Below are 13,693 nucleotides of genomic sequence, written 5' to 3'. Positions count from 1 at the left end.
TCTTGATGCGGTACACAGCAACTGATTCATCACTGAACCTCACCTGGCGCGACCCTCACCGCGATCGTATTCTCCACTTGATTGAGCCACGGCGCTGGATGCCGCGTCACCTGGACGCTACCTTCTATTTCCCTGCTTGTTGTCATTCGAACGAACGAAACTCTTCCCCTGCTCAATTCCGGGAGACGGCTCTGTTCGAATCAGCGGCGCTGAGCATGCCCCGGCGGGAGCGCGACCAGACTTACGCAGGCAATGGTGCGGCGTGGATCAGTCGAGCACCGGAACCTTGACGGGGCAGACGCGTCAGTCTCTTGTCGCAACAGTTTCGGCCGGCAAGGGAGGTGCCCACCATGGAAAAGATCATCCTGGACTGCGACCCTGGGCACGATGACGCCATCGCCATCCTGCTGGCGGCGGGCAATCCGAAGATCGACCTGCTGGGCATCACCACGGTTTCCGGCAACCACAATGTCGAGAACACCACGCGCAATGCGCTCTCCGTGTGCACGGCCTATGGCATCAAGGTGCCGGTGGCGAAGGGCTCTCCCGGCCCGCTCATCATCGATCAGGTGCTGGCCGTCGAAATCCACGGCGAAACCGGGCTCGACGGCCCCGTGCTGCCGCCCGCCTCATTCGACCTCGACAAGCGGCATGCCGTCGACTTCATCATCGACACCGTGATGGCGCATGAGCCGAAGACGGTGACGCTGGTGCCGGTCGGGCCCTACACCAACATCGCGCTCGCCGTGCGCAAGGATCCGCGCATCGTCAGCCGAGTGAAGCGGGTCGTCGCGATGGGCGGCAGCTACACGCGCGGCAACATCACGCCGGCGGCGGAGTTCAACGTCTATGGCGACCCGGAAGCCGCCGACGTGGTGTTCCGGGCGAATTGGGACGTCACCATGGTGGGGCTCGACCTAACCCACCAGGCGCTGGCCACCCCGGACCTGCAGGACAGGGTGCGCGCCATCGGCGGCCCGATGGCCAAGTTCATCCTCGATATCTGGGAGTTCATAGCGACCACGCATGGCGGCCTGCTGCAGATCGAATATCCCGCCATCCATGACGCATGCTGCGTCGCGGCCATGATCGATCCAACCGTCTTCACCACCGAGAAGGCCGACATCCGCGTCGAGCTTGCCGGCCGCTGGACCAAGGGCATGACGGTCTGCAATTTCGAGAAAATGGGTGGCATGCACCATTTCGGCGGCACGGCGAGCGAGCAGACCGGCTTCCGCCACACCGTGGCGATGAAGCTCGACCATCCGAAGTTTTGTGATCTGATTGTTGATGCGCTGGAACGCCTTGCCAAGCAGAAGGCGTGATCCAAGCTTTTTGCGGACGATCCAGTCGCCGGCGGCCATGAAGGCTCGAGGCTCGGCCGAACAAAGCTATTGGCTATCGTTCTTGATGCTCTGCGTGACGTTGATCCCGTCCGCCTCGATCGTCAGCGTTTCATTCAGTTCGGAACCGCTGGCTTCAATCGACTTGGTAAAGCCGACCAATTTCGCTCCCGGATCGGATGGCCGACCCATACCTGGATTATCAATAATATTAAACGAGTGTTGCGCGACCCATAACTGCTTGTCTGGGCGCACAGCCCCCCATGTATTCGTATTTTTGACGTGTTTTCGTACGTAGTATGCGTTTGTCTCTGCGTAATACCAAAATACAGAGAGATGAAGCGCGCTGTCGAACTGGTCGCAACCGCCGTTCGGATTTAATATAAGCCATCCGCGAGACATAAATGAATCGTAGCCAGGTTGGGCGTAACCTATGGAAAAATAAACCGTCTGCGAAAAATTATTGCATATTCTTATTTCAGCCGAAGCGCGCTCTGCGTATCCCGCCAAGGGAAGCGCGAGCGATAGAACCGAAATGACACGTCTTGAGGCAGACATGCTAACCCCCATCGCGACGGAGCGGTCCGAACAATCCAAACCTCTTCCCGCCGGTCAAGACAAGTGAGTTGGCGGAGGTCTTCGTGGGTACGCTATCCCCAACCAAACTTGCGATGGCGGCCGGTGCAGATCGTCGAGGACCATATCAGGCTGACGGTAGCTTGTCACTTGGCGCCCATTCAGTGCGCCACGCCATCCGAAGCGTGCAGGAGCCTCCACGCCAAGCCGAGACGCCCGTGGAACTGCGACGCAAACCGCTCCGCGGCCACATCCTCCAGGCCGTCATCGACGAGCGCCTCGATGCTTCGCCGCATCAGGGCGAGTTGCATCTGCCTGGCGTGTTCGAGGTCTGCCTCTCGCATGATTGCCGTGACGTGGTAGGCGACGACGGGCTGGCCGAGGCATGACAGCAGAGCGCTGGCCTCGGCTGTTACAGCAGTAATCGCATCTTCGATCTTCATTCTGGCGCTCCACATCAAAATGATGCTGACGCCTCCCCATAAGGCGACGGTGGTCCGTCGCTTCTTTTTTAGAGTTCAAGCTGCCGCGCGCTCCCGAAAACGGCGCGTCAGTCTAAAAATTACTGTCTTCCCCGGATCCCTCCAGCAGCCTCGTTTGGCCAAGAACAGTATCCGCCAAATTTGATTCAAAGGCGATCGGATAGTTAACTGATGGTTAATGGCGGCGCCTGCTATCCCTCCCTGATCAGGATGTTTCGCCTAGACGTTTCCTGCCGCGCAATAGCCGCAAAGCTGCCCGATGGCTGCCTTGCCTGTTGATCGCCACGAAGAAAGGTTCTGTCATGCGGTTGGTCTGGACGGTCATGTTTGCACTCGCGAGCAGTGCGGCTTTCGCCGCCACGCCCGAGGATGATTATATCGCCGCGCGCGACAAGGCGATTGCGGCCATCGCGGCGATGGACAGCGCGAACACCCCGGTGGAAACGCTCGATGCCGCCAATGAAAAGGCTCGCGCCGATCTCGAAACGCGTCTCAACGCCCTGCTTGGCCCCTTCACGGTCAAGGATTTTCCGGCGGCCGGCAAGATCAACCTCGAAAGCCTCAGCTCCTCCGATGTCGGCTTCGGCATGCTGGACGGGTTGCGCCACGGTACCGATGATGGCCCCAGCATCGTGGCCTCGACACGCGGGCTGGTCGAGCGCTGGCTCAAGTCGCGCGCCGCCGAGACGGACGCCGATCTCAAACTGCCCACCAGCTTCGACGCGGCGCTGAAGCTCGATGCCTTCTACACCCAGGCCATCGGCAGCGACGCCGCCTTCACCGGCACGCTCGACTTCGCGCTGAAGACGCCTGATGGCGCCGACAAGGCGATCGCCCGCCTCGGCGGCTGGGCACAGGATGTCGGACCGAACTACGACCAGGAGGTCGTCGTCACGGTCGTCAAGGGCAACAGCGTGCTGATCGCCGAAGCACCCGCGACCCCGCCCATCCCCAAGATCGCGGCCTGCGACGCCGTGTGGGCCGCTGCCGACGCCGCCGCCCAGAAACTGGCCAAGCAGGCCACCGACGACAGCGACGAAAACACATCCGACGCCGCCAACGCCGCCTGGACAAAAGGCGACAACGACTTCCGCGCCTGCCTGGGCAAGAGCCTGCCGGCGGATGCTGCCTTCCCTGCGCTGCTTGCGCAGGCACAGGCGCTGGCGGATCATATGGCGGGGAAGTAGGCGCGACGCCGAAACTGCCAATCTCCCCCCTCGTGGGGGAGATGCCCGGCAGGGCAGAGGGGGGCGCGAAGGATCTCGACCTCACCCATTTGGCGGTGCGCGCGCCTCTATGAGATGTCGGCGGGCCAGCGCCCCCCTCTGGCCTGCCGGCCATCTCCCCCACGAGGGGGGAGATCGCAGTTTCGCCGCGGGCGCCCTCTTGTTGCCCTCGCATCCCACCACCATATCGTCGGCGCGCTGGCGCTGAACGCGGTTGCCAGCACCGTTAGAAATGGTTGAAAGGAAAGTCCTGCACGCGCCCCGGCGCGGCGGGCGGATGAACAGCGTGGGAAATTTGGAATGACGACGGATACGAAAGCGACGGAAACCAGGGCATTCGAGGCGGATGTTTCGCGGCTGCTGCACTTGATGGTGCACTCGGTCTATTCCGATAAGGACGTCTTCCTGCGCGAGCTGATTTCCAACGCCGCCGACGCCTGCGAGAAGCTGCGCTTCGAGGCCGTCAGCCGTCCCGAATTGCTGGGCGACGACCCCAAGCCGCGCATCTCGATATCGGCCGATCCGGACAACAAGGAGATCACCGTCGAGGACAATGGCATCGGCATGAGCCGCGACGACATGGCCGAGGCGCTGGGCACGATCGCCCGCTCGGGCACGCGCGCCTTCATCGAGCGCGTCGGCGCAGGCAGCGAGGACACGCAGCTCATCGGCCAGTTCGGCGTCGGCTTCTATTCCGCCTTCATGGTCGCCGACCGGGTCGACGTCATCAGCCGCCTGGCCGGCAGTGAGGAGGCCTGGCGCTGGTCGTCCGACGGCAAGGGTTCCTACGAGATCGCGCCCGCCCCGCTTGATGCGGCGCCCAGGCGTGGCACCCGCGTCGTGCTGCATCTGATGGACGACGCCGTCTCCTACACCGGATCCTACCAGCTCGAGCAACTGGCCAAGTCGCAGTCGGGCCATGTTCCCGTGCCGATCACGCTGGTGGAAAAACCCGGCGCCGAGGCGCGCGACATTGCCGACGGCACGGCACTTTGGGTCAGGCCGAAGAGCGAGATCAAGCCCGAGGAATATACCGACTTCTACCGTAGCGTCGCCGGCCAGTATGACGAGCCGGCCGCCACCATCCATTTCCGCGCCGAAGGCCGGCAGGAATATTCCGTGCTGGCCTTTGTGCCCGGCTCACGCCCGTTCGATCTCTTCGACCAGGACCGCAAGGGCCGCATGAAGCTCTATGTGCGCCGCGTCTTCATCACCGACGATGCCGACCTTCTGCCGCGCTATTTGCGCTTCGTGCGCGGCCTCGTCGATTCCGCCGACCTGCCGCTCAACGTCTCGCGCGAAATGATCCAGGAAAGCCCGCTGCTCGCCTCGATCCGCAAGGGCCTGACCAACCGCGTGCTCGGCGACCTCGTCAAGCTGGCGGAAAGCGATGCCGAGGCCTATGCGAAAATCTGGGAGAATTTCGGCGTTGTCCTCAAGGAAGGACTCTACGAGGACCATGAGCGGCGTGAGCAATTGCTGAAGCTCGCCCGCTTCCACTCGACCACATCAGGCGAAGGCTGGCGCGGCCTGGCAGACTATGTCGCGGCGATGAAGGAAGGCCAGAAGGCGATCTTCTTCATGGCTGGCGACGACCGCGCCCGGCTTGAAGCCTCGCCGCAGCTCGAAGGGTTCAAGGCGCGCGGCATCGAGGTGCTGCTCTTGACTGACCCGGTCGACAGTTTCTGGGTGACGATGGCGCCGGACTTCGACGGCAAGCCGTTCAAGTCGGTGACGCAAGGCGTGGCCGAGCTCTCCGACATCCCGCTGCTCGACGAGGCCAAGAAGCCGGAGCCAGAGGCGACGCCGGAAGTCGACAGCTTCCTGGCTTTCGTCAAGTCCGCGCTTGGCGACGCCGTCTCGGACGTCAAGGCCTCCGACCGCCTGACCGAAAGTGCTGTCTGCCTAGTCGCCCCGGAGCACGGCCCGGACCGCCAGTTCGAGCGGCTGATGAACGCCGCCGGCCGCCTCGACAAGGCAGCGAAGCCCATCCTCGAAATCAACCCGCGGCATGAGCGCGTGCTGGCGCTGGCCAGCCTCGGCGAAGAGGATCAGGCCTTCAAGGACGACGCCGCCCACCTTCTCTACGACGAGGCGCGCGTGCTCGACGGCGACAAGCCGGCGGACGCCAGGGCATTCTCGGAGCGTCTTGCGCGGCTGATCGCGCGCGGCATCTCGAAGGGCTGAGGCAGCGCCGACCGACCGTCCCCGACACTGGCTCAATCGCCGACTGTAGACATCGGTCTTCCAATCACCCAATCTTGGCCCCGGGAACAAAACAGGCGCTTCAAAGCGAGCGCACCGGGTGCTCATGAAACGACGATGGACATTGTATGATCCACGGCTGGCCTGGATGCTCGTCGCGCCGGTGTTCTTGCTGCTGATCTTCTTCCTGGTGCTGCCGATCGCGGTGATGGCCGCCTACACCTTCTTCACGTTCGTGACCGCCGGGGTGGAAACCAGCGCGCTGACGACAGCGAACTGGCACGAATTCTTCACCGACACCTATTATTCCGGCTTCCTCCTGAAGACGCTGAGGGTCGGCGCTATGACGGCGGTGCTCTGCGGGGTGCTCGGCTATTTCCCGGCCTATTTCATCTGGGCCACGACCTTCAAGCACAAATGGCTGCTGCTGCTTTTGCTCATCGTGCCGTTCTGGATCAGCTTCACCATCCGCACCTTTTCCTGGATCAACATCCTGGGCGAACAGGGCGTCATCAACGTCGCGCTGCTGAAACTGGGCATCATCAACGAGCCGTTGCCGATGCTTTACAACGAGGGCGCGGTGATCCTCGGCATGCTGCACTTCCTGCTGCCCTACATGATCCTCAACGTCTACGTCAGCCTTGAGGGCATCGACCGCACGTTGATTTCCGCCGCCCGCTCGATGGGTTGCACCAGCGCGCAGGCGTTCCGCGAGGTCACGCTTCCGCTGTCCCTGCCCGGCCTGGCGGCGGGTCTGCTGCTCTGCTTCGTGCTGGCCGCCGGCAGCTATGTGACGCCGCAGCTGCTCGGCTCCGGCCGCGACGCGCTGTTCGGCAATCTGATCTACGACACCATCATGGGCGAACTGAACTGGCCGATGGGCGCCACGCTTTCGATCGTGCTGTTTGTCGTGCTCGGCTTCGCTGCCGCCGTCTACACCCGCTACATGGGCATGTCGCAGATCGTCAAAGGACTTGGTGGATGACGGGGTTAGGCGGATGAAGGCGCGGCGCAAGCAGGAAGGCAGATGGGCCTGGCGGCTGACCGGCTTCGTCACGCTCTGCGTCTACATCTTCATGTTCGCGCCCATCGTGGCAACGGTGATTCTGTCCTTCAACGCCTCGATGTTCGGCGGCTTCCCGATGACCGGCTTTTCCCTGCAATGGTACGGCAAGCTGATGGCCAACGAGCAGGTGCTGGCCGCCTTCCGCACGTCGCTGTGGATCGCGCTGGTCACCGCCGCCGTCACCACGGCAATGGGCGCCGTCACGGCGTTTGCGCTGGTGCGCTTCGAATTTCGTGGCAAGCAGGCGCTGAGCACGCTGGTGATCCTGCCGGCGCTGGTACCGGAAACCATTCTCGGCGTCGGCCTGCTGGTGCTGATCAAGGCGATCGACCAGCCACGGACCATGCTTCTCCTGGTGCTCGGCCATATCCTCCTCGCTGTGCCTTACGTTGTGCTGATTACCCAGGCGCGCATGGTCGGCATCCGCCGCGTCTATGAGGAGGCGGCGCTCTCGCTCGGCGCTTCGCGCTTTTCGTCCTTCCGCGAGATCACGCTGCCGCTGCTGATACCGGCGGTGGTGGGTGGCGCCTTGCTCGCCTTCACCATCTCGTTCGACAACACCTCGGCCAGCCTGTTCTGGCGGCCGGCTGGCGTGGAAACCATGCCCACCCAGATCCTTTCGATGCTCAAGATATCGATCAGCCCGGAGATCAACGCGCTCGGCACCGTGATGATCCTGGTGACAGTCGGCATACCGCTGCTCGGCGGCCTGATCCTGCAAAGCCTGACCAGATTGAAAAGACGCGGCCAACCCAAGGAGGAAGCACGATGAAACTGTCCAATGGAAAGCGGCTTGAAAGGCTGCACGATAGATATCAAAACGGTGATCTGAGCCGCCGCACTTTCCTGACGCTGAGCGCCGCCGCGGCGGCCGCGGTAGGCCTCGACATGCCCTGGATGCGGCAGGCGCTCGCCGCGGTCGAAGAGGTTCGCTTCGACGGCTGGGGCGGCACGGTGCAGGACGCGATCGACAAATATGCCTTCCAGCCCTACACGACCAAGACCAAGATCAAGGTGGTCCAGGGCACGTTCGGTGACGAGGACGAGATCATCACCAAGATCAAGACCTCGAAACCCGGCGACTACCAGGTCATCCATTCCTCTGGCGTCAATTACTACATCAAATATGTGAACGGCGGCCTGACCTCGGAGATCAACGAGGCCAACATTCCCAACATGGCCAATGTGCTGCAGCCGATGATCGATCCATTCCGCAAGCTGACGCCGAAACTCTCGGCCGTACCTTACGACTACGGCACGACAGGCATCGCCTATAACACCAAGGTGATCTCGCCCGAGGAAGCCAAGGAAAAGGGTGCGGCCCTGCTGCTGGACAAGAAATATGCCGGCAAGGTCGGCGGCTATGACGATATGACCACCCGCGTCTGGTACGCGGCACTCGCCACCGGACAGGACCCCAACAACCTCAAGGACATGGACACGATCTGGGCCAAGGTGCGCGAGACGCGCGACCTCGCCAAAAAATTCTGGAGTTCCGGCGCGGAGCTGATGGCCCTGCTTTCCAAGGGTGAGATCGTGGTGACGGACGCATGGTCGGGCCGGGTCGCCGCCTTGCAGGACCAGGGCGCGCCGATCGGCTATCTCGATCCGGCCGGATCCTATGCCTGGATGGAGGACATGCTGATCCTGAAAGGCTCGCCGATGGCCGAGTGCGAGGAGTTGATCAACTTCATGCTCGACCCGGCGACCTCGATCGCGGTTGCCGAGGGCCAGAGCTATCCGCCCTCACTCGACCCGACAAAGGTCAAGCTCACCGAGAAGATCGAGAGGCTGCCGGCCTTCGACAAAACGGGCACGATGAAGGCGCTGACCTTCGCCGACCCGGTCTACTGGGCGACCAACGAGGACGCCTGGACCAAGCAGTGGAACAGGATCTCGAAAGGTGCCTGACAGCCACGACCTTTCAGAAGTGCCCCGACCGGCAGCGGCCGGGGCAGCAAGCGCCGGCGCGGGCGGACCCGCTCCGGGCGGCGGCGAGACAAGCCAGCCGGCGGTCGAGTTCCGCGACATCGACATTGCCTATGGCAAATTCGTCGCTGTGCGCGATTTCTCGCTCTCGATCGCCAAGGGCAGCTTCGTCACCTTGCTCGGGCCTTCGGGCTGCGGCAAGACCACGATCCTGCGTTCCATCGCGGGCCTTGTCGACATTTCAGGCGGCCAGATCATGATCGACGGGCGTCGGGTCGACGACGTGCCGATCTACAAGCGCAACATCGGGCTGGTCTTCCAGAGCTATGCGCTGTTCCCACACAAGAACGTCTTCGACAATGTCGCTTTCGGCCTGAAGTATCGTAACGTGCCGAAGCCCGAGATCGTGCGCAAGGTCGGCCAGGCGCTTGAAATGGTGCGGCTGCCGGGCAGCGAGAAGAAGCTGCCCTCGCAACTGTCGGGCGGACAGCAACAGCGCATCGCGCTCGCCCGCGCCATCGTCTTCGAGCCGCAGGTGCTGCTGCTCGACGAGCCGCTATCGGCGCTGGACGCGAACATGCGCGAGGAGATGCGCGTCGAGATCAAGAAGATCCAGAAGGAAACCGGCATCACCGCGATCTTCGTCACGCACGACCAGGAGGAAGCGCTCTCGATGTCGGATCGCATCGTGGTGATGAACGCAGGCGCTGTCGAGCAGATCGGAACCCCGCAGGAAGTCTACGAGCGACCTGCCACGGCCTTCGTCGCCGACTTCCTCGGCAAGGCCAACATGCTTGCCGGGATCGTGAGCGGATCCGGCCAAGGAACGGCGGTGGTGCTTGCCACCGGCCAGACGATCAACGTGACTTGTCCAAGGCCGCTTGCCAATGGCAGCAAAGTCACTGTCGTGGTGCGGCCGCAGAAACTGTCGGTCGGCGCGGCGGCGGGCGCCAACCGTCTGTCCGGCCGCGTCGTCTCGGCGGCCTATCTGGGCGGCAGCGCCATCTACGAGATCGACATTGGCGGCAAGACCAGCATCCGCGCCAACGCGCCGATCAGCGGTCGCGTCCTTCGCGAAGGCGAGACGATCGATCTTGGATTCGATCCGCAGGACTGCGTCCTGCTCGACGAGGACGGTCAACGGATTTCCTGAGAGCCAAGACGGCTCAGGCGCCGCTGAGGAGGCACGTCGCGGCGGGCTTCAGTGCTCCGCAGCAGCGGCAAGCATGCGGTTGGGATGCCTGAGATGGGTTGGCGTGATGCCGGTCTGCTGGCGGAACACCCGGCTGAAATGGCCGGCATTGGTGAAGCCGCAGCGATAAGCGATGTCACCGATCTGCAGCTCGCTGCCTTCGAGCAGCGACTTGGCATGATGCACCCTGAGCGCGAGATAGGCCGCCATCGGGCCGATGCCGAGCTCGGTGCCGAAAAGCCGTTCGAGCTGGCGACGCGAGCAGTTCAGGCGGCTCGCGATCTCGCTGACCGGCAGCGTCTCCTGCAGATTGCTCTCCATCAGCAGCAAAGCGCGCTTCACCGCGCGGCTCGACGCCGCTGGAAACAGGTCGCCGACGGGCTGCACGTCGCGGCTGTTTCTGATGCGGTCGAGCACCAGGATCTTGGCGGCCTTTTCCGCCGCCTTCCGGCCTATGAACTGGGAGACGAAATGGCCGGCAAGGTCGGCAGCACCCGTGCCGCCGGCGCAGGTCGAGCGGCCACGGTCGACGGAAAACAGGCTGTCGGCGTGCGCATTCACATCGGGGAACTGGCTGCGAAAATCCTTGATGTGGAACCAGCTGACGGCGGCGGCGTAGCCGTCGAGGAGGCCGTAGCGCGCCAGCACGAAGCTTCCCGTGCACAGCGCCGTCAGCGGCACCCCCTTCTCGGCGGCGCGCAACAGGAACGCTTCCTTGTCGGAACTCAAGCTACGGTTGGTGTCGAGCAGCCCGCCGACCACCACCACATTGTCGAAATCCTCGGGATTGCCGATCTCCTTCGTAGGGAGCAATTCGACGCCGCAGCTTGCCCGGATCGGCAGGCCGCGTTCGCCGACGATCTCCCAGTCGAACTCGATCCTGCGGCTGCGGTCGCCCTCATCGCCCGCCAGCCGCAGCGTGTCGATGAACAGCGACAGCGGCGACAGCGTGAAATCGCGAACCAGGAGAAACGCAAACCGCCTTGCCATTGTGTGTCCGGAACCGTCCCCTCACCCATGCCTGTCATCGCCGATGCGTATGGTTTGGCACAGCCACCAGGCCCCGCGCTTCTCAGGAGCGGCCGCTGGATGTCGGAGATAAGATCGAAGACCTCGGATATCAGGCGCACCGCGCCGTGGTCCGGGCACGGGTGAAACAAGAACAGCCCGGGCGCCAAGTGCCCGGGCTGTTCATCTCGATGATGTCTTCTCACTTCTTGCCGACGCCGGCAGCCGCCCGTTCGATGATCTTGGCGACAGCCGAGGGATCGGAGACGTAGACCGCGTGGCTGCCGGGCACTTCCACTGTCGTCGCGCCGGCCCGGGTCGCCATCTGGCGCTGTGCCGGCGGCGGGATCATATGATCGTCGGTGGCGACGAGATACCAGCTCGGCTTCACCCGCCAGGCCGGCTTGGTGACCTTGCCTTCGAGCGCCGGAATGCCCCACGGAACCTGCGAGTCCGCCATGAAGGCAGCGAGCGAGGGACGCACATCTGCGGCGAACGAGGCGGCGAACTTCTCCTTGTCGAGCATCAGGAAGCCATCGACGGGCGGCAGGATCGGCGGCACGGAAGCGCCGGGAGGTGGGTTGGCGATCAGGGTCGAAACCGACTCGCCGGCATCCGCCGCGAAGGCCGCGATATAGACGACGGCAGCCACCTTGGGATCGGTGCCGGCCTCCGACACCACGACGCCGCCATAGGAATGGCCGACCAGGATGACATCGCCCTTCGCCTCTGCGATGGCGCGCTTGGTCACCGCGACATCGTCGGCGAGCGAGGTGGTCGGGTTCTGGACGATGGTGACGTCGTAGCCGTCCTTCTTGAGCTGGTGGTAGACGCCTTCCCAGCCGGAGCCATCGACGAAGCCGCCATGCACGAGGACGACGGAATTTGCTGCATTGTTCGACATTTGAGTTCTCCTTTTTCAAAGTGTTGTCTGCGTTGGTTGCAGGAGGACTATGCCGCAGCTCCGGCGGGCCTGCTTTGAGGCGACCTTCAGGACCTCTTGATTTTACCTTGAGATGGCTTTGATTTTGCGGCCCCGACACGGCTACAGTGTCCGGAATCGCTATTAGCCGCGTTCCGGAGCCAGCAATTTGTCGTATCTTTTCGAGGATTTCGCTCTGGACGGCGACCGGCGCGAATTGCGCCGCGGCAACGATCTGATCGCCGTCGAGCCGCAAGTGTTCGACCTGCTGCAATATCTGATCGGCAATCGCGAGCGGGTGGTCAGCAAGGACGATCTGGTCGACGCGGTCTGGCAGGGACGCATCGTCTCCGACGCGACGCTGGCCAGCCGCGTCAACGCCGCGCGCAGCGCCCTCCAGGACAATGGCGAGCAGCAGCGCCTTGTCCGCACCATCCCGCGCCGGGGCTTCCGCTTTGTCGGCACCGTGCGCGAGGAAGCCGGCGCCGAGGCACCGGTGGAACAGGCGAAGCCTGGCCTTGGCATCCCCGCCCGCCCCTCCATCGCCGTGCTGCCTTTCGTCAACCTGAGCGGCGATGCCGATCAGGACTATTTCGCCGACGGCATGGTCGAGGACATCATCACTGGCCTGTCCCGCATCCGCTGGCTGTTCGTCATCGCCCGAAACTCCTCCTTCACCTACAAGGGCCGCGCGGTGGATATGAAGCAGGTCGGGCGCGAACTCGGCGTGCGCTACGTGCTGGAAGGCTCAGTGCGCAAGGTGGGCAGCCGCGTGCGCATCACCGGCCAGCTCATCGACGCCGAGGACGGCAGCCATCTGTGGGCCGAACGCTACGACCGCGAGCTGACCGACGTGTTCGCGCTGCAGGACGAGATCACCATCAGCGTGGTCGCGGCGATAGAGCCCAATCTGCGCCGGGCCGAGATCGAGCGCGTCAAGCGCCAGCGGCCCGACAGTCTCGATGCCTACGATCTTTTTCTGCGCGCGCTGCCCGACGTCTACACCTTCATGCCGCAGGGCGCCGCCAAGGGCCTGCCGCTGCTTAACCAGGCGCTGGCCATCGAGCCGAGCTATGCGCTCGTCCATGGCTTTGCCGCCTGGGCGCATCAAACTCTTTTCATTCGTGGCGGCATGCTGGTGGAGCATAGCGAGAAGGCATCCCGCCATGCCCATGCGGCGATCGAGCACGGTTCGGGCGACGCCATGGCGCTGGCTCTGGCCGGCTTCACCATTGGCCTCGTCGAGCATGACCGCAAGCTCGCCGACGAGGCGTTTTCGCAGGCGCTCTCGCTCAGCGCCTCCTGCGCCTTCGTCTATGCTTTCGGCTGCGTGCCGGTGGCCTATGGCGGCGACGCGACCCGCGCCATCGACTGGTGCGAGCAGGCGTTACGACTGAGCCCGCTGGACGCCATGAACTGCGTGCCGCAAGGCATGATCGGCTTCGGCAATTTTCTCGCCGGCCGGCATGAGCAGGCTGTCGCGGCAGGCCGGCGCGCGGTGGAGATGAACCCCGGCTTCAGCATCCTGCACGGATGGCTGGCCGCACCCCTTGCCAGGCTCGGGCGGATCGAGGAAGCAAAGGCGGCGGGAGCACGGCTCATGGCGCTCGACCCGCACTTCACCATTGGCCGCTGGTCGGCGGCAGTCGGGCTGGCGCCTGAAATCGTTGGCGATGTTACCGACGCGATGCGTGGGGCGGGATTGCCGGAGTAACGCTGCGTGCCCATTTGGCTTGGGCTAACC

12 protein-coding genes are annotated in these 13,693 nt (G+C 63.5%); 8 read left to right on the top strand and 4 right to left on the bottom strand.

The features are described 5' to 3' along the window. Positions 1-350 precede the first annotated feature (350 nt). Positions 351-1,325 carry a nucleoside hydrolase gene (locus AC0V7N_RS17425; protein WP_475459693.1) on the top strand — a complete coding sequence of 325 codons (975 nt, stop codon included), beginning with the start codon at positions 351-353 and terminating at the stop codon, positions 1,323-1,325. 66 nt (positions 1,326-1,391) lie between these two features. On the opposite strand, the gene AC0V7N_RS17420 is transcribed toward AC0V7N_RS17425, so the two are convergent. Further along, positions 1,392-1,901, bottom strand: coding sequence for a DUF1036 domain-containing protein (locus AC0V7N_RS17420; RefSeq protein WP_475459690.1), 510 nt, complete (start codon positions 1,899-1,901; stop codon positions 1,392-1,394). Positions 1,902-2,080: 179 nt separating this feature from the next. Then, positions 2,081-2,362: a hypothetical protein gene (locus AC0V7N_RS17415; protein WP_475459688.1), complete on the bottom strand. Its 282-nt coding sequence runs from the start codon at positions 2,360-2,362 to the stop codon at positions 2,081-2,083. A 362-nt stretch (positions 2,363-2,724) separates the two neighbouring features. On the opposite strand from AC0V7N_RS17415, the gene AC0V7N_RS17410 reads away from it, so the two are divergent. The 6 genes from AC0V7N_RS17410 to AC0V7N_RS17385 all read left to right on the top strand — a co-directional run bounded on the left by AC0V7N_RS17410 (position 2,725) and on the right by AC0V7N_RS17385 (position 9,980). Beyond that, complete coding sequence (locus AC0V7N_RS17410; RefSeq protein ID WP_475459685.1) at positions 2,725-3,588, top strand: hypothetical protein; 864 nt, start codon at positions 2,725-2,727, stop codon at positions 3,586-3,588. 339 nt (positions 3,589-3,927) lie between these two features. Further along, entirely contained in the window at positions 3,928-5,814 is a 1,887-nt protein-coding gene (gene htpG / locus AC0V7N_RS17405) for a molecular chaperone HtpG (RefSeq protein WP_475459682.1), read from the top strand. A 166-nt stretch (positions 5,815-5,980) separates the two neighbouring features. After that, complete coding sequence (locus AC0V7N_RS17400; RefSeq protein WP_496628014.1) at positions 5,981-6,817, top strand: ABC transporter permease subunit; 837 nt, start codon at positions 5,981-5,983, stop codon at positions 6,815-6,817. Positions 6,818-6,830: 13 nt separating this feature from the next. Then, complete coding sequence (locus tag AC0V7N_RS17395; protein ID WP_475459678.1) at positions 6,831-7,670, top strand: ABC transporter permease; 840 nt, start codon at positions 6,831-6,833, stop codon at positions 7,668-7,670. Then, positions 7,667-8,809, top strand: a complete 1,143-nt coding sequence (locus AC0V7N_RS17390; RefSeq protein WP_475459675.1) for an ABC transporter substrate-binding protein — start codon at positions 7,667-7,669, stop codon at positions 8,807-8,809. The genes AC0V7N_RS17395 and AC0V7N_RS17390 overlap by 4 nt, the downstream gene beginning before the upstream one ends. Continuing rightward, the gene (locus AC0V7N_RS17385) at positions 8,802-9,980 is read left to right on the top strand and encodes an ABC transporter ATP-binding protein (RefSeq protein ID WP_475459673.1); all 1,179 of its coding nucleotides are present in this window, start codon (positions 8,802-8,804) and stop codon (positions 9,978-9,980) included. Before AC0V7N_RS17390 ends, AC0V7N_RS17385 begins: the two co-directional genes overlap by 8 nt. 48 nt (positions 9,981-10,028) lie before the next feature. Here the strand turns inward: AC0V7N_RS17385 and AC0V7N_RS17380 are convergent, their stop codons facing one another. Beyond that, positions 10,029-11,009 (bottom strand): GlxA family transcriptional regulator, encoded by a 981-nt coding sequence (locus tag AC0V7N_RS17380; RefSeq protein WP_475459670.1) that lies wholly within the window; start codon positions 11,007-11,009, stop codon positions 10,029-10,031. 220 nt (positions 11,010-11,229) lie between these two features. After that, the gene (locus AC0V7N_RS17375) at positions 11,230-11,931 is read right to left on the bottom strand and encodes an alpha/beta fold hydrolase (protein WP_475459668.1); all 702 of its coding nucleotides are present in this window, start codon (positions 11,929-11,931) and stop codon (positions 11,230-11,232) included. Between the two features lie 187 nt (positions 11,932-12,118). On the opposite strand from AC0V7N_RS17375, the gene AC0V7N_RS17370 reads away from it, so the two are divergent. After that, the gene (locus AC0V7N_RS17370) at positions 12,119-13,663 is read left to right on the top strand and encodes a winged helix-turn-helix domain-containing protein (protein ID WP_475459665.1); all 1,545 of its coding nucleotides are present in this window, start codon (positions 12,119-12,121) and stop codon (positions 13,661-13,663) included. Positions 13,664-13,693 lie beyond the last annotated feature (30 nt).

Source organism: Mesorhizobium kamtschaticum, assembly GCF_056174585.1.
Note: the sequence above shows the minus strand (reverse complement) of the source record. Positions and strands in the feature narration are given on the sequence as shown.